The organism is Clostridium sp. CM041 (genome assembly GCF_055081035.1).
The window spans coordinates 2,093,877-2,111,240 of the sequence record NZ_CM143648.1; the positions used below are offsets into that span (position 1 = coordinate 2,093,877).

The 17,364-nt window shown below is 31.7% G+C and carries 16 protein-coding genes; all 16 read right to left on the minus strand.

Annotated features, from left to right (window positions below; translation table 11 throughout):
* Positions 1-32: 32 nt before the first annotated feature.
* The gene (rho, locus tag ACWJJT_RS09815; protein WP_216303367.1) at positions 33-1,502 is read right to left on the minus strand and encodes a transcription termination factor Rho; all 1,470 of its coding nucleotides are present in this window, start codon (positions 1,500-1,502) and stop codon (positions 33-35) included.
* A 207-nt stretch (positions 1,503-1,709) separates the two neighbouring features.
* Positions 1,710-2,054 carry a hypothetical protein gene (locus ACWJJT_RS09820; protein WP_220286864.1) on the minus strand — a complete coding sequence of 115 codons (345 nt, stop codon included), beginning with the start codon at positions 2,052-2,054 and terminating at the stop codon, positions 1,710-1,712.
* Positions 2,055-2,335: 281 nt separating this feature from the next.
* Positions 2,336-3,934, minus strand: a complete 1,599-nt coding sequence (locus ACWJJT_RS09825) for a CTP synthase (RefSeq protein WP_462954594.1) — start codon at positions 3,932-3,934, stop codon at positions 2,336-2,338.
* Positions 3,935-4,185: 251 nt separating this feature from the next.
* Positions 4,186-4,479, minus strand: a complete 294-nt coding sequence (locus tag ACWJJT_RS09830) for a ribose-5-phosphate isomerase (RefSeq protein WP_462954595.1) — start codon at positions 4,477-4,479, stop codon at positions 4,186-4,188.
* Positions 4,480-4,664: 185 nt separating this feature from the next.
* The gene (locus ACWJJT_RS09835) at positions 4,665-5,087 is read right to left on the minus strand and encodes a YwiB family protein (RefSeq protein ID WP_462954596.1); all 423 of its coding nucleotides are present in this window, start codon (positions 5,085-5,087) and stop codon (positions 4,665-4,667) included.
* Between the two features lie 14 nt (positions 5,088-5,101).
* Entirely contained in the window at positions 5,102-6,085 is a 984-nt protein-coding gene (locus tag ACWJJT_RS09840; protein ID WP_462954597.1) for a tRNA 4-thiouridine(8) synthase ThiI, read from the minus strand.
* Between the two features lie 79 nt (positions 6,086-6,164).
* Entirely contained in the window at positions 6,165-7,196 is a 1,032-nt protein-coding gene (locus ACWJJT_RS09845; RefSeq protein WP_462954598.1) for a D-alanine--D-alanine ligase family protein, read from the minus strand.
* A 338-nt stretch (positions 7,197-7,534) separates the two neighbouring features.
* Complete coding sequence (ypeB, locus tag ACWJJT_RS09850; protein WP_462954599.1) at positions 7,535-8,905, minus strand: germination protein YpeB; 1,371 nt, start codon at positions 8,903-8,905, stop codon at positions 7,535-7,537.
* A 72-nt stretch (positions 8,906-8,977) separates the two neighbouring features.
* On the minus strand, positions 8,978-9,607 hold the full coding sequence (gene spoIIR / locus ACWJJT_RS09855) for a stage II sporulation protein R (protein WP_462954600.1): 630 nt from the start codon (positions 9,605-9,607) through the stop codon (positions 8,978-8,980).
* Between the two features lie 65 nt (positions 9,608-9,672).
* Positions 9,673-10,854 carry a Ger(x)C family spore germination protein gene (locus ACWJJT_RS09860; protein ID WP_462954601.1) on the minus strand — a complete coding sequence of 394 codons (1,182 nt, stop codon included), beginning with the start codon at positions 10,852-10,854 and terminating at the stop codon, positions 9,673-9,675.
* Positions 10,838-11,959 (minus strand): GerAB/ArcD/ProY family transporter, encoded by a 1,122-nt coding sequence (locus ACWJJT_RS09865; protein WP_462954602.1) that lies wholly within the window; start codon positions 11,957-11,959, stop codon positions 10,838-10,840. Before ACWJJT_RS09865 ends, ACWJJT_RS09860 begins: the two co-directional genes overlap by 17 nt.
* Before the next feature lie 36 nt (positions 11,960-11,995).
* Entirely contained in the window at positions 11,996-13,456 is a 1,461-nt protein-coding gene (locus ACWJJT_RS09870) for a spore germination protein (protein ID WP_462954603.1), read from the minus strand.
* Between the two features lie 148 nt (positions 13,457-13,604).
* Positions 13,605-13,796 (minus strand): CLC_0170 family protein, encoded by a 192-nt coding sequence (locus tag ACWJJT_RS09875; RefSeq protein WP_462954604.1) that lies wholly within the window; start codon positions 13,794-13,796, stop codon positions 13,605-13,607.
* Between the two features lie 186 nt (positions 13,797-13,982).
* Positions 13,983-14,825 (minus strand): 4-(cytidine 5'-diphospho)-2-C-methyl-D-erythritol kinase, encoded by an 843-nt coding sequence (gene ispE, locus ACWJJT_RS09880; protein ID WP_462954605.1) that lies wholly within the window; start codon positions 14,823-14,825, stop codon positions 13,983-13,985.
* Positions 14,826-15,108: 283 nt separating this feature from the next.
* Positions 15,109-16,671, minus strand: a complete 1,563-nt coding sequence (locus tag ACWJJT_RS09885) for a DUF3794 and LysM peptidoglycan-binding domain-containing protein (protein WP_462954606.1) — start codon at positions 16,669-16,671, stop codon at positions 15,109-15,111.
* Between the two features lie 340 nt (positions 16,672-17,011).
* On the minus strand, positions 17,012-17,287 hold the full coding sequence (locus ACWJJT_RS09890; RefSeq protein WP_462954607.1) for a Veg family protein: 276 nt from the start codon (positions 17,285-17,287) through the stop codon (positions 17,012-17,014).
* Positions 17,288-17,364: the final 77 nt, after the last annotated feature.

The following is a 17,364-nucleotide window of genomic DNA, read 5'->3' on the forward strand; positions in this document are numbered from 1 at the left end:
ATTTTTTTAATTATACTAATTTAAAAGTTGTGTTATCTAGCTAATAACTCAAAATTCTTATTTATCATCTCAAAAAATTCATTATTACTCTTTGTTGTAGCCAATAAGTTTAGAAGTTTTTCTGTTACACCTAATGCATTGCCTTCTCTATACATTATCTTCCTTAAATTATAAATAGTCTCCATTTCAATCTTAGTAAGTAATAAATCCTCTCTTCTTGTCCCTGATTTATAAATATCTATTGCTGGGAATATTCTTCTTTCTTGAAGTTTTCTATCTAAGTGAACTTCCATATTTCCTGTACCCTTAAATTCCTCAAAAATCATGTCATCCATTCTACTTCCTGTTTCTACCAAAGCAGTAGCAAGGATTGTCAAACTTCCTCCCTCTTCTATATTTCTAGCCGCTCCAAAAAATTTCTTCGGCATCAAGAGTGCACTAGGATCAAGTCCTCCGGATAGAGTTCTTCCTGAAGGGGTTACGGTTAAATTGTAAGCTCTAGAAAGCCTAGTTAAACTATCTAATAGAATAACTACATCTTGACCTTGTTCTACCATTCTTTTAGCTCTCTCAAGAACCATAGAAGCTACTTTTGTATGATGATCTGGTTCTTCATCAAAAGTTGAATAAATAACTTCACCATTAATAGATCTCTGCATATCAGTAACTTCTTCAGGCCTTTCATCTATTAAAACAACAATTAATTTTACTTCTGGGTGATTTATAGAGATACTGTTAGCGATTTTTTTAAGAAGTGTTGTTTTTCCCGCCTTTGGCTGTGCTACAATTATGCCTCTCTGCCCTTTTCCTATAGGAGAAATAATATCCATCATTCTCGAAGACAAATCAGTTGCACATGTTTCTAGTGTCAATCTTTGAGTTGGATAAATCGGAGTTAACTTTTCAAAAGGTCTTCTACCTACAGCTCTGTCAGGATTTTCTCCATTTACTTGTTGTACATACAACAGAGCTTTAAATTTTTCACCTTCTTTAGGCGTTCTAACCTTACCTTCTACTTCATCACCTGTTTTTAAGTTAAATCTTCTAATTTGAGATGGCGAAACATATATATCGTCAGGTCCTGATAAGTAATTATTCCCCCTTAGAAACCCATAACTATTGTTTTCAATTATTTCCAGGACTCCTCTTGCCGATCCCGATTCATTTATCATTTCTTGTAATTTTTCTTTTTTATTTTCATTTTGATTTTTAAAACCTGTATCATGTTCTGAATTATTGGTAGCTTGAGTAGTTTGAATTGGGTTAATTTCGATTTGCTTCTCTGAATTTCCTATAATATTGTCTCCAGCTGTAGAAGTGTTTTTGGGACTTATTTTTTCTCTTAAAATAACTCCATCCTTTTGCATAGAAACTGGCGTTATCTTCTTTATTTCCTCAATTAATTCACTTTTTTTAAGTTTAGAAATATTTTTAATGCCGAGTTCTTTGCAATGTTCCCGCAGCTCGACTACTGTCCTATTATCAAAATCTTTATTTATCAAAAATCTGCACCTCCGAAGGGTATTTCATATATAATATCTATTTAATAAATATCATGGGAATTTTAAAACGAGTCTACTATCCAATGAATTTTCTTGAAATGATATATTCTTTAAATTATATCCTATTTCACAATTTTAATCCACTATATTTAAATTCCCCAGCAACCTATATAGTTCCATGTCCCGCCTAATTACTTGTTTTTTCTTTTATATCATAGCGTAAATCTTCTCTATAGTCTGTCTATATTCATTTACTTTTTCAATAACTTTTTGATTCTTGCCAATTAAAAATATAGGTAAGGCTAATTGTTCACATCCTCCTATAACCATATTTATTTTAAAAAACTCCTTAATATTATAATGATAAAAATGAAACTCCTCACATAGCGAACACTTAACCTTAATTAATATTTCAGTACCTTTATGTAATTCAACTTTTAAAGAGGGAAATACAGTTTCCATGTTCTCTATTTCAAATATTGTCAGTTCGCAAATTTTGTACTCACCATTAGGATTTTTCAAAGCCATAGCAATATTAGTATCAAATACCAATTACTTCACCTCCATATTTTATACTTCTTATGTGAATTTTTTTACATAAGGATTACTAATCATCACCTGCAGTGCTGAAATGCCGTTAAAACAAATCCATTTTTCTTGGCTATAGTGTTTAATACTAAATTCTATAAATTTAATTAAATTCCTGCTAAATTTAAATTGAAACTATTAGTAAGTTTTATATAAAAATCATTATAATTTAAAATTGTTTAATAATTTGTTATGGAGTAAAAAAATAAAGGGCTGCTTATGTTACTTACAGCCCTTTAACTATATCATTTATTAAGCGAGGCCTTAATAAATGCACTAAATAATACATGTGGTTTATTAGGTCTAGATTTAAGTTCTGGATGAAACTGAACTCCAACAAACCAAGGATGATCTTTAATTTCAACTATTTCTACTAATTTTTCATCAGGACTTGTTCCTGTAAGCAAAAGTCCTGCGTCAATCATTTCTTTTCTATACTCATTATTAAATTCATATCTATGCCTATGTCTTTCATATATTACTTCATCTTTGTACGCTTCATAAGCATTAGAATCTTTTGCTAATTTACATGCATATAGCCCTAGTCTCATTGTACCTCCTTTTTCATCTAAATCTTTTTGGTCTGGCATTAAATCTATTACTGGATACTTCGTCTGCGCATCGATTTCTGAACTATTAGCGGTTTTGAGTCCCGACGCATTTCTTGCATATTCTATAACAGCGCATTGCATACCAAGGCATATCCCAAAGAACGGCACTTTATTTTCTCTAGCATATCGAGTCGCCTGTATTTTGCCTTCAATTCCTCTATCACCAAATCCTCCAGGCACCAATATTCCGTCAACATCTTCCAATATTTCACTTGCATTCTCTGAAGTTATATCGCAGGCATTTACCCATTTAATTTCTACATTGCAATCATTATAAAGACCTCCATGACTCAATGCCTCAACAACAGAAATATATGCATCATGAAGTTCTACATATTTTCCTACTAAAGCTATTTTTACATTTCCAGATAAACTCTTTAATTTATCTACCATATTAATCCACGCACTATTATCTATTTCAAGACAAGTAAATTTTAATTTTTTACACACTAGGGTATCTAATCCTTCTTTGTGAAGCATAAGTGGCACTTCATATAAATTCTCAGCATCCAAGTTTTGAATTACGCAGTTCGCCTCCAAATTACAGAACAGACCTATTTTGGACTTCAAATCATCAGATATCTCCTTCTCAGAACGACATACTATGATGTCTGGCTGAATGCCTATACTTCTCAATTCTTTTACAGAATGTTGGGTTGGCTTGGTTTTAAGTTCTCCAGCCTTCCTTAAATATGGCACTAATGTAACATGGATAAAGCAAACATTCTCTATTCCTACTTCATATTTCACCTGCCTTATAGCCTCTAAAAAAGGTAAAGATTCAATATCCCCAACAGTTCCACCGATTTCAGTTATAACAACATCTACGTCTTTTTCTTTATCTACTCGATAGACCCTTTCTTTTATCTCATTAGTTATATGTGGGATTACTTGCACTGTACCACCTAAATAGTCCCCTCGCCTCTCTTTTGATATGACTGACCAATATACTTTCCCTGTGGTTACATTACTACTCTTGCTTAAGTTCTCATCAATAAATCTCTCATAATGCCCTAAATCTAAATCTGTTTCCGCACCATCATCCGTAACAAAAACTTCACCATGCTGATATGGACTCATGGTGCCCGGGTCCACATTTAAATATGGGTCAAATTTTTGAATAGAAACCTTTAACCCTCTATTTTTTAAAAGCCTTCCTAACGAAGCTGCTGTTATTCCTTTCCCTAAAGATGACACTACTCCCCCTGTAACAAATATGTACTTAGCACTCATAATTACTCCCCCTATGTTTTATTGCTCATCATAATTTATTTAACTATTATAAAAAATAACTTGACAAATGTTCTTTATAATTCTATAATAGGAATTACCCTGTAAATTGAATAGCATGGTATAATGGCGTATTTATTATTAAAATAATAATAATATTTTAGCATATTTTTTTGTCATTCACCAGTGTTTTTTTGTTTTTCTTTTTTTTGGAGTTTTGTTATGTAAAATCTCAAATATTTATATTTGCATTTCTAGTCATTTCCCTCTAATATATTTTCTATTTCGAAATACCTCTCTCTAAATTCTTTATTAATGAAAAATCGTTCCTCTGCTTTTTTTAACCCATAATTAGCAGCTCTTTTGTTTGAAATCAGAAAATTCTTATAAGCGCTTTCTTCATCTCCACATTTATACTTTTTTAATAATAAGAATAAAATATACTTACACTCTCTGTCTTTTAATATTTTTAATGATTCATGACTTTTTATGCCTTTAACGTAACAAATAGCTTCTATTATCTTCTCATAATTAATATTTTTTAACATTAAATCACTCCTAGATTTTCTATATATTATGTTGTCACTTAAATTATTGACACTTATACACAAAAACTATACACATAACTTTAACTTGTTTTTTTAAAGTGTATGTTTTTTTAAAGTGTATGTTTTTTTAAAGTGTATCATGCTAATAAAGGCTATGTTCTAAAATTAGAACATAGCCTTTATTTTTATTGTGCTTTAATGTTAATTTGCAAAGTCGTACTTAAAACTTGTTGATTCCCTATTATCATATCATAATCTATAAATACATCTCCGCCGTTATTGTCCACATTCATCTTTAACTCCTTAGTATCCACAGTAAGATCTAATGCTCCATGGGGCGTATTGTATAAAGTTAAGTCCCTTACATACTTTTTAAATTTCATTTCAGTATTAGTAGTTCCTGTTCTTATAAGTGTAAACTTTTCTTCATCAATTTTTAAAGTAGTAGTAGTTCCCTTCATTCCTGAAATCTCGGTCTCTTCATAAACTGCATAATAGCAATCATCTTCTTTATAAAATTTACCCGGTGTCACCACCTCAATTGCTTCACCATCATCTTCATTGTCAGCTTGTTTGCTAACAACTGAAATTATTGCGTTTTTATTCATAACTTTACCCCTCGCTATTTTAAAATGTAGTTGTTTATTTCTTCATCAGTTGCAGGCGTTATATCTATAAATTTATTTAAAGGCTGATCATAACTGCCATAACTAATAGATATATTTTTTTCATCCTTACCCTTACAATATCTCCCCGCAACTTTAGCTGCAAATTCAATATCTTCATTTGTCTCTTTGCCAATTATAGCAACAGTAGACCCATTATAATCTGCAGATAAGAATATTAAATCTTCCTGCGTTAAAAGTTGTTTTAATAATTCCCCCTCTTCCTGAGTTCTTGTAGATATAATCCTAACATCCTTAGATACTTTAAAATGTCTTCCTATTTTTAATAGCTCTAAATCTTTTTTTGATATATCTTCTTTATACTCCAGAAGGTCCTTGAGTCTTATAGAATAGTTAGGCTCCGTAAGTTTACATCCACCAGCAGGTGATGGATACTCTAGGATACCCCACATTTGCGCTAGTTCCATTTGAGTCTTTCTGCTTCTACCTTTTATATCCAAAAGAGCATTTCTATCTATTAACCCTTCAATCTCCATTTGAGTTGGATTAAGATTCTTAGCGCATAATGGCCTTAAGATTTTATCTCCTATACCCGATTCATTTTTCACTATATCTAAAGCTGATCTATTTTGCGACATAGGTCTTTGATTTAACACTTCTCCTGTTATAATAAAATCTGCATGAAATCTTTCTAATAGCTCTCCACTATATCTCATCATCATAGCATGGCAATCTATGCAAGGATTCACATTCTTCCCATATCCATGTTTTGGATTCTTTACCATTTGAAAGTGTTCATCTGAAAAATCTATAACTTCTAATGGTATATCTATTTGTTTAACGATTTTCAATGCATTTTCCTCATTGAAAAAGTGTGATTTAAAGCATATCCCAATGACTTCTATTCCCTGATCTTTTACAAGTTTTGCTGCTAATATACTATCAAGGCCTCCAGAAATCATAGCCAAAGCTGTTGTCATAAGTATTTACCTCTCTTTACTGTATTTTAATAATTCCTATTAAACCATCTCCTGCGGAGCTGAAATATCGTTAAAACTATTATTTATTGTTCCTATTGATAGCCAATTCAATAAGTTCATCAATAAGCTTCACATAAGTTTTCCCTGTAGCTTGCCACATTTTAGGGTACATACTTATTTGAGTAAAACCTGGTATAGTATTAACTTCATTTAAATAAACATCTTCTGTTTCTTTATCCACTAGGAAATCCACTCTTGCCATTCCAGCACAATCTAGTATTTTATAAATTTTTATAGCTTCATCTTTAATTGTCTGTAGCTTAGCTTCACAGAGCGCTGCAGGTATTAAAAGTTTAGATTCCTCGTTTTTATATTTAGCTTCATAATCATAAAATTCTTTTGCGGGGATTACTTCTCCAGGAATAGCCGCCTCAGGATAATCATTCCCTATTACAGCAACCTCAATTTCCCTTGCATTAATGGCCTGTTCAACTAAAATTTTTCTATCATATTTTAGAGCTTCTTCTACTCCAAGCATTAATTCATAGTTGTTGTGTGCTTTTGTTATACCTACAGAGGACCCTCCATTAGACGGTTTAACAAATACTGGATATCCCAATTTTTTTTCTATCTTTTCTATTAATATTTCTTTGTCTTTTGCATGTTCGCTCGAATTTATTACCACATAATCAGCTTGCTTCACATTGAATTTTTCTAATAAGTATTTTGTATATACTTTATCCATGCAAATAGCGGAGGACATTACTCCGGGACCCACGCAAGGAATATTGGATAATTTGCACATACCTTGAATAGTTCCATCTTCTCCAAACGAACCATGCAATACTGGGAATACTACATCCACTTCTTTATTAAATATAATTTTTTGTCCCTCTGGCCTTTTATAATATTCGTCCTTTTCCCATTCACCATTCTCTATGTTATCTAATTTACCAGTATATTCAAACCATAGCCCATTCTTAGTTATTCCTATAGGGTATATATCATATTTTGTTTGATCAATATTTTTCAATACTGATGTTGCTGACAATCTCGAAACCTCATGTTCTGTGGACTGACCACCAAATAACACTGCTATCTTCTTTTTCATTAACGCTCACTCCTTATAATCATAGTAACCATTTCCCAAATAAATTTAGTATTATATCATATTATATCATTTTTATCTATTCCTTTGTATTTTAATTTTCAAAACACTTTCTCTAATAACACAACTTGAATTTATAACGTCAAATTAAATCATCTCCTGGTCACTGCATAGCCTCGAATTAGACGAACTGACAACTTCAGAAGGAGATTTATACTCCACTTTTGAAATGTCATTAAAACAACCCAATTAGAGAGAGGATATACGTGCATAAATCGCACATATATCCTCTCTCTAATTGACTACATATAATATTTTCCTACTCTAAACCTTTTATTATACTAAATAGTTAACTTTCCATTAGGAGTGTCTATTATTTCCATTATTCTTTCTTCATAACCAGTATCAGCATTAATGTACACAATAAAATTTTTCTCCTTGTATACCCCTAAAAACTCATAGCACAATACTTCTTTATTAGTCTCGGTTGGTATGATAGCCAAACTACTTTTATTTATTTTAAGCCTTTTACCAACCTTCTCTTGCGCTTTTGCCGCTGTTACCTTTGGTTTAACGTTATTCCTTTTTTCAACATGAGAAATTAGAAATTTTTCAGATTCAATTCCTATGATACTACCATCGTCTAGCGCAATCTTAAGCTTTACTTGATCTGGGTAAATCGCCACTTCTCCTTGTTTATACACATAACTTACCACTACTGTATTATCATAATTCAGCACGTATGTAGACTCCATATTTTTATATCCTATTTTACTAATAAACTTACTTCCACTTTGTATTGCCTTATCAGCATTCAAAGTTGGTTTTCCTATAGCCCTATTATCTAATAAATATACTATTCTACCTCCGTTTTTACTTACTTCTATTACTGCTTTACCATCACCTTTATTTCTACCTTTAAATGCTACATGAAAGTTGTAAGCAGGTATTTTAGTCTTCCCTTCTTGTGGATTACTTTCAATGCTTTCAATTTTATCTCCTCCAAATATATTTTTTATTATCTTGATTGCTTCTTTTTCGCTTACTTCCTTTTGGGATATTATTTTAGGCTTTATTTCTAATACATTATCTGAGAAAGGCCCATCATAAATTAATGCTGGATACTGAACTATTTGTTTTTGTATACCCGTGAATTTTTCAGTCACAAGGCTCTTACCCTCTTTTGCAAATACTCCACTACTTCTTTTCCTAATTTCTCCCCATTTGACTTTACCTTCATTTATTTGAGAAAGCACGCCATTTAATTGTTCCTGGAGCGTATACGATTGTATCTCTAATTTGTCAATTAGTTCATATTCCTTATCATTAAGTTCCTTTCCTTCTGATGATGCTTTGCCTAAAGTGTAGCAGAAATCTCCTACTTGAGTTAAAAATTCACTAGTATCCGAAATAACTGATTGATCGAGTGGCAACGAATGTAATTTATCATTCGCGGTGGCTGAATGTCTAAATATTTCTTCAAAGACTACTATGCTCTGTTCCCTAGACCCCACAATAGCAGATTTACCTAGGTTTACCCTTATATTTTGTACAGAACTAACAAGTTCATACATATTTTTACTATATTGACCTTGAAGATAATTTCTATAATCTAATCTTTCCAAAAACATTAGTATAGCAAAAGTAGTTGAAAAAACAACAATTATAGTTACAACACTTGTATACAAAATTCTTTTCTTTAGCATTTTCATATGTTTCCCTCCCGGTATTCCTCATAAGGGGATAATAATTATTATCCTCCTAGTAGTCTTCTAGATATTTTTTCAACTAAATAATTTGTTGAAAATCTCGCCAATTTTAAATTTAACAACTATTTTTTTATTACTAACAGTATTATCTACCAAATTATACTCATCATCCGATAATACTGTTTTCATTTCTTTTTCCGTTTTTTCATATGATACATTTCCTTTAGTAATATCTACAAAACATAATGGCGGAAACATAACACACCACCAGTTTTGACCTGTGCCAGTTCCGATAATAATTCTGTAAGCCTCATATTTACCTTGAGGCAAAGTTATATTTCCGTAAGTTTTAACTGGAAAGTTTTCCTCTGAAAGTGTCGACGCTACGGAATATTTAAACCCATTTTTCTTTATAACCGTTTCCGCAATTTTTTTAATGTTTTTATTTTCATTATTTATAATCTTTCTTGATTCTTCTATGTTCTTACAATCCTTAAGTTTTGGCGATATATATTTTAAAACAGAATCTCTTACTTTTAATTTCAACTTTTGATCTGTTTTGTCATCACTATTAGCTATCACATGAAACCTTATAATTTTACCAGCAACATCACTTTGACTTACTTTTTTACTCATATTATTTGTATTTAAAACTATGAAAATTAAAATGATTATGGTAATGCTTGTTAATATAAATTTCTTCATGTTTATCCCCCCCGGATATAATGATTGATTCACATTAAAAGTATTAACAGATTATGCAATTTTATTCATTGAACTGCTCCGATTCTTCGGATTTTAGTATTAACAGTCACATTTACTGTTGCATTTTTATATTTCCCATCCCAATCCTTTTCTATTTTGTTCCATAACGAAGGGTTAAATTTTTCAACATTTTCACGGGTTCCAAATGGATCTATCTCAAATTTTTTCATAGCAATTCCCATGTTTTTTTCACATTCTTCACTAATTGACTTATTAAAGGTATTTTGCAGTCCTTGCAACTCACCTTTTTCAAGTATTTTTTTACCTACATAATAAGCACCCAGCTGGCCCTCAAGGCTTATATTTATATCAATAGCTAACTTACCTCCTTCCTGCGTAACTTTCATTTCCCTTTCATATCCGTCTATTATATAATCAACAGGGTGTCCTTCCATGTAGATAACTTTTTTACCAGCTTTAAACTTACCACTTAACAATTGGATGTCCATAAGTTCGATTGGCGTAAAGTATCCTTTTAATTCATAATCTTTAATTATAGCAGCACCCGTTAAAATCAATTCTTTTTTTTCCTTATCTAAAGTTATTCTGGGTAGTAATGCACTTCCATTTTCACTTAAAAGAATAAGAAATTCATTTAAATTTATGCTCATAATTCTAGAATTTCTCTTGCTGTTATCCATAAGTCCAGAAATATAATATTGAGTACTATTTTCTGTCATAGGTTTAAATTTTATATAGTCTTCAGCTATACCCTCCGAAACAACTACCTGAAGCATTCTATTTATGCTAGGATTTCGTTGCATATAATCAACGATCTCTTTGACAGTATCTTTATATTTTAATACATCATCGCTTAATATAAGTAACTTAGCATGCCCCATATATATATCTCTACTACTTTTAGCCATAGCTTCTGACGCAGCGTCCTCCATAGATGATGCCTGCGTATTAATGTATTTTTCCTGTGGACTCCCAGCTTTATCCCCCTCTATCACACTCATATCCGGAAACCCATAAGTTACATTAATTTTTTTAATCTTCGCCTCAGCAAATGGCTCTTCCGGATTAATACTTTTTAATTCCTTTTCTTTATCGATATCTTCCCCTGCGTCAACAGCTATAGTAGATATGAAATTAAGCCTATCTATTTCTACTTTATCCCAGCATCCACTAAGCAACACACAACTTAGGATAACCGGTAAAACCTTCTTAAATTTCACCCGCACTTTTCCGCCTCCCTTTACCCTTACTTTTACATTTACCTACCAATAAGATGAGTATCGGCAAGAGTAGAAAAACAAATATAGCCGTTAATATAACTGGTGTAGTTTTAAACTGCAAAGCATAAAGTTCTGATATATTTTGTGGATATAGTGCTACGACATAAATAATAGGCATAATTAAAAGTGAAGATAGTTTAATATCTTTCAATTTAAATACATTTTTTACAATCTCGCCAGAAAAGAAATAAGCATTAACAAAGGTGGCGAAATAAAAAAATATCCAGAATGCCATTACTATTCCTTCCCAACGTTCTATAAATGAACCTGGTATATATAATGATCTTATCATGGAAATAGTTGGCCATAATAAGATTCTACTCTGTGATTTAGAAAACACCGCTAAAACAAGTATCATTACAATTAGATAAAATATTGTTACAAACATAATACTCTTTTTTAACACACGGGATGAATTGCTCTTATTCTTAACATAAGGGAGAATAAGATAAGCTATTTCAATCCCACCAAAACAGAATAAAATATACCTAGAAGCCCTAAAGTAATCGGACGGTTTATTGTTGAGTACTGGTAATAAGTTTGTAAAATCTGCATTTATTGCGATAAGTATAAAAACTGTAAAAGCGGGAATAAACATAATCCAAAATACAATTTCATTAAACTTAACTAAATCACATATTTCACCTCTAACTAAGTAAGTTCCTGTTAAAATAGTAATCATCAAAATAAATTCTGTAGGAGTTCGCCTTAATAAATGTAATTTAATTACTTCAGCAAACTCCCTCATTCCAAGAGAAGCAATAAATATACTATAAATTGCAAATATAATCCCAAATACGCCTCCAAGAAGCTTCCCAAAATTATTCTGCAATATATTTGTAAGTTCTTCAAAATCGTTTTTTTCCATAACCATGTACATAAGATACAGTAATAAAAAAACAACTATTCCGCCCGCTAAAGTAACTACCCACGCGTCACTACCTACTTTATCTATGACTTCTCTTGGGGTAGAAAATATCCCTACGCCTACTATAGCTACCACTACAGTAGTAAACAACCCAAAATCTCCAATTATCTTTTTATCTCTCATAGTATCCCTTTAGCCTCCACATAAAAGATGTATAAATTATTTTTGTCTTATCTTATCTCCCGTTTTCATATATTTAGGCCTCTCTTTTAGAGAAGATATCGGCGCTCTAATATACATATCTTTTAAATCCTTAATGTTAATATCCACCGCTGGCGCTAAATAAGGTATTCCAAAACTTTTCATCCTAACTAGGTGAATTAGAAGTATAATGAGCCCCATAATTATTCCATAAAACCCTACAATTGCCGCTGCAATAATAAGCAGAAACCTGACAAGTCTAAACGCCGTAGTAACTTCATAATTAGGAGTTACAAATGTGGTAATAGCCGTAATTGCCACAATAATTGTCATAATTGGACTAACTATTCCCGCACTCACTGCAGATTGCCCTATAACGAGTCCTCCTACAATTCCAATAGTAGCTCCAATGGGCCTCGGTAATCTAACCACAGCTTCCATAAGAAGCGCTAAAAATAATTCCATAATTATAGCCTCTACAAATGCAGGGAATGGCACTCCTTCCCTAGAAGCTGCTATAGCATAAGCTAATTTAGTAGGTATTATAGCTGTATGAAAAGAGGTAATTGCTACATAAAGCGCTGGTGCAGTAAGAGAAATAAATATAGAAAGCATTCTAATAACTCTAACTATAGAACTATGCATCCACCTTTGATAATAATCATCAGGGGATTGAAATAAATTAGGTAATGTAGCTGGAACAACAATTGCAAAAGGAGAATTATCTACAACCACTGCTACTCTACCTTCATATAAAGCTGCTGCTACTACATCTGGTCTCTCTGTACTTTGTATTTGAGGAAATGGAGAATATTTATTATCCTCTATTAGCTGCTCGATGTAAGCACTATCAAAAACTGCATCAATGTTTATTCTTTTTATTCTATCCTCAAGTTCTTGAAGTACTTCTTTATTTACTATATCGTCAATATACATAATAGCCACATCGGTTTTCGATCTAGTTCCTATAGCCTTAGGTTTAATTCTTAGCTTTGTATCTCTAATTCGCCTTCTAATTAATGCCGTATTGAATCTTATAGTTTCTGTAAACCCTTCTCTTGCTCCTCTAATTACCGTTTCACCAGATGGATCACCTACCCCTCTAGCAGGCCAATCTCGAGTAGCAATAACATATGCGCAATTTAGTTCATCTATAAACATTAATGTGTCCCCAGAAAGGGCAGCATTAACTCCTTCACTTAATTTTTTCACTTCCCGCATATCAGTCACTGCAAGCACAGTGTCTTTTATTTCCTCTACACTCTCTATACCCTTTGACCATAACATTAATGGCTCTAATACATAATGATTGAGTAGCTGCTTATTTGCCATTCCATCAATGTAAACTAATGCGGCTTTCCACTCTCCCACATTAAAAGTCCTAAAAATGACATCCGAATTATCTTGTAAAAGTTCCTTTAAGTACTCTATATTTTTTCCTGCATCAAGTTCAATTTTATCATTAATGTTCTCTTTCATATCCTTCACTTCCTTATATGTATATAGATCGACTATAGCCTTAACTCATCTCCTGGGCCGCCGCAATATATTCGTAGAAGATGCATTAACGACTTCATCAGGAGATTTATACCTCTACTGAAGTTTTCTATATGCTTCTGAAATATCGTTAAAACATCCACCTCAGTGTAAATAGAACCATAGCTGTAATAATTGCAAGCCATCCCAAGACACGTGCTTTTTTACCAACAATACCCATGCCAACTTTCTTAAAGTTTCTCACATCCACCGCAAGTACAACGGCGCCTTGAACTACCATCATTGTAAGAAAATAGATATCAAACAATTTCAAAACTCTCATCCTTTACTCCCTATTTTAGTATGATTATTAAAACAATATAAACTATATGATTAAGCAACTTGACTCTACTTTATTTTAATTAGCTTTTACGACACTGGTAGAAAATATTCATTTATATAAATATAAAAACGCGCAAAAGCCACAAAGGGTTTTTACACGTTCTTATATTCCACTATAAAATTATATTTATATCGTTCTTGTTATATATACCTCTTTATATTGAATTTTAAATTTATCATAGCATCTCTGGGCTTTTAACATGTCATCAAAAAAAGCAAATATCGTCGGTCCGCTTCCGCTCATCATTGAACCCATTGCACCCATTTTAACCATATCTTCTTTTATTCTTTTGAGAACTGGATATTTTCTTAGTGTAACATTTTCAAGTAAATTTTTCATACTGCTGCATACATCTGCTAATTTTTCTTGTTCCATAGCTTTTATTAATGCATCTGTATCTGGATGCTTAAAAATCTTACTAATATCTAAGTTTTTAAAAACCTCCCTAGTAGATACTCCAAAATTTGGCTTAACCAACACTAAAATATAATTTTTAAAAGGCGCGAGCGGAGTAATAATTTCTCCAATGCCTTCACACAAGGCAGTCCCCCCGGTTATACAATAAGGGACATCTGCACCTATTTGGACACCTAACTTCATAAGTTCATTGTCATCTACATCTATTTTGAATACTTGTTTCAATGTTTTAAAAACAGCTGCTGCATCCGCACTCCCACCTGCCATACCTGCTGCTACAGGAATGTTTTTCTTAAGATATATATTTATACCTTCGCTAATATCATAAGTGTCCATAAAAAGTTTTGCAGCCTTATATACTAAATTCTTATCATCTGTAGGTATGTACGGCTTATTACAGCTTATATTAATACCCTTGTTACATTTTTGAAAGGACATAGAATCATATAGATCCACATTTTGCATAACCATTTTCAGTAAATGATATCCATCTTCTCTTTTACCTACTATATCTAAAGATATGTTTATTTTGCCATAAGCTTTTACTAACATGATTTTCCTCCAACTCTTTATTGATAATTCACAAAAGCAATTCAATTAATAATTGTTCAGCCCCCCCTTAAGGGATTCCAAGGTTTATATAAGATGAATCATTTCTTGTGAAACATTGTTAATAAAATTAGTATATTACAACAAATTTAATATTGCTACCCATAATTTAAAATATGCTATGCCAAACACAATAAAACCCCTATGTGTTATTTATACCACATAGGGGTTAGTGCTACTTGAAACCTAATTTATAAAATCAATTTTCAGTCAGCCATATTATTTTTTATATGATTATTCTACCTGGTATTATAAGTTTTTGTGAAACCTTTATAATATTAGGGTCCTCTATTTGATTCACTCTTGCAATTTCTTGAATTGTTGTATTATATTTTTTAGCTATTTTCCACAAGGTGTCTGACGATTGAACTACATAAATAGTAACACTAGCTTTTTTCTTAGGGGCCTCCCCTTCTATTGGATAAACATCAACTAAAAACTTTTTCTGTACCATATAATTTACTCTTACATATACTTTCACCACAGCTCTAACAGCCATATTCGCTGCCTCAATATCTACATTTATATTTTCGAGTGAAACTTTACACATGCTGCTCATATTTATCTTAGCACCTAATATATCCGCCCCACAGGTGAAAGGAATCTCATCCGTTACAGCGGAAAGATATTTTTCTTCATCATCACTTCTATATAATACAGTTACATTCATTATGCCATCAATTATAACCTTATCCTCAATCACCTTTTTATCTGTTACACAAACGGTGGCATTACACATAATGACCTTGCTAGGCTTACCCTTGCTGCTATCTAGTTCTATATCTCCTTTAACTAATGTCTCCGTTAATAATTGTCCTTGCATTACATTAAGCCCATAATCCTTTTTATCCATCTCAAGCTTTGTAGTCGGTGAATATACATCTTCAATCATATCCACTTCCTCTTTGTGCATGCCTCTCGTATTAGTTTTTATCAAAAACTCTACATCAATAATTCTTTTTTCTCCCAAATCATCTTCCTTAATATCATATTCCATAGCATCTACCTTAAAGTCTGTATACTGATCCATGTAAGGATTTACATCTTGAAAATCTAACTCTTTATTTAGCATAACCTCATGCTCAATATAAATTAATTCCCTGCTATCTTTGCCCTTATATATCATATTAATAAATGCATAAGCATTTATTTGAATTTTTCCTTCGTACAATTTCACTTCTTTCTTATGAATATTAACATCACACTTTATAACTTTAGCAATTTCTGGATTATCCATCGGAACTTTTAAATTAGCCTTTCCAATAAGCTCACCATTAAAATTCCTAATAACTTTATCTATACTCGTAGGATTTTTTAAATATTGAATGTCCTTAACTGCTTCAATATCCTTAACTATTTGAAAATTAAAATTTTTATACACCTCAGATTTTGATTTTAAAATACCCTCTAGACATATTTTCCTCTCATTGACTATTCTACACTCCATATGTTCTACAAAACATTCAGCATCACAAAGCATTTCAGGCATCGCGCCCATTATATCTATTGTATTTGAGAACTTTGAACTATACACAACGTTCTCCACATCAGTACGTTCTTGACCTTTTGTAATATAAAGTACATTATATTGAATTTCGCCTTCTAAATATACCTTATCTTGAATTATTTCTTTAGAATTTATTAAGGCTTTAACATCTAACATAAGAATTTCCTTAACATCAGGATGAGTATCCGGTATTACATATTCTTCTTTCACTACTGTATCAACAGTATTTTCTCCTAACAATTGTTCATACTCTATGTTTTCTCTTTTCAAATTTATTTCCACATTATGCCTCCTCGTATTTCTATTGGGGTACCACTTATAGGTTGTTACCCTCCTAAAATACCTACTATTAATATATATATAAATAGTCATTTAAATATGATATTTAATGCTTTTATTCGTATTGCAAAATTCAACATAATTCTCTAATAAAAAAACATATAATAAATGGAATGCACAGTTATTAATAACCTAATGCATTCCCTTTAATATATGCTCTGTTAATCTTATATCAGTCACATGAAAATAACTCCCAAGCTAGTATATTTTACTTGTTATTTGTTTTCATATGCCTATTCTCCATTTATAAATATAAAAAACGATACTATGATACAGTATCGTTTTATCCTGCAAAAACTATTTGAACTGTTTTTGTCAAAACATCTGAATAACTATACGTCACTGTCCTGTGGGTGTCTTTTTCTAATCTAATAACAAAAATATTTGGATAAGTCTTTTCAATAATCCCATTATCCACAAGAATCTTTCTTCTTCCACCATTAGCTTTTAATGTTACTCTTTCGCCAACATGACTTTCAATTTCATCTTTTATTGAAGTCAGTACATTTATTTTTTCCAAAGCAAACACCCTCTTTCCACACTTTACATTATATATCATATATTCTTCTTTGTCAAGTAAGCTTTATATTTTATCACTACTATAACAATTTTGTCAATGTTGATTTTATGTTAACA

Coding starts and splice junctions, on each gene's coding strand:
- ACWJJT_RS09845 (WP_462954598.1), bottom strand. CDS start 7,196: ATGAAAAAGAAGATAGCAGTGTTATTTGGTGGTCAGTCCACAGAACAT.
- spoIIR (WP_462954600.1), bottom strand. CDS start 9,607: ATGAAGAAATTTATATTAACAAGCATTACCATAATCATTTTAATTTTC.
- ispE (WP_462954605.1), bottom strand. CDS start 14,825: ATGTTAGTAAAAGCTTATGGCAAAATAAACATATCTTTAGATATAGTA.
- ACWJJT_RS09835 (WP_462954596.1), bottom strand. CDS start 5,087: ATGAATAAAAACGCAATAATTTCAGTTGTTAGCAAACAAGCTGACAAT.
- ACWJJT_RS09865 (WP_462954602.1), bottom strand. CDS start 11,959: ATGAGAGATAAAAAGATAATTGGAGATTTTGGGTTGTTTACTACTGTA.
- ACWJJT_RS09825 (WP_462954594.1), bottom strand. CDS start 3,934: ATGAGTGCTAAGTACATATTTGTTACAGGGGGAGTAGTGTCATCTTTA.
- ACWJJT_RS09875 (WP_462954604.1), bottom strand. CDS start 13,796: ATGAGAGTTTTGAAATTGTTTGATATCTATTTTCTTACAATGATGGTA.
- ypeB (WP_462954599.1), bottom strand. CDS start 8,905: ATGAAAATGCTAAAGAAAAGAATTTTGTATACAAGTGTTGTAACTATA.
- ACWJJT_RS09830 (WP_462954595.1), bottom strand. CDS start 4,479: ATGTTAAAAAATATTAATTATGAGAAGATAATAGAAGCTATTTGTTAC.
- ACWJJT_RS09870 (WP_462954603.1), bottom strand. CDS start 13,456: ATGAAAGAGAACATTAATGATAAAATTGAACTTGATGCAGGAAAAAAT.
- ACWJJT_RS09840 (WP_462954597.1), bottom strand. CDS start 6,085: ATGACAACAGCTTTGGCTATGATTTCTGGAGGCCTTGATAGTATATTA.
- ACWJJT_RS09890 (WP_462954607.1), bottom strand. CDS start 17,287: ATGATATATAATGTAAAGTGTGGAAAGAGGGTGTTTGCTTTGGAAAAA.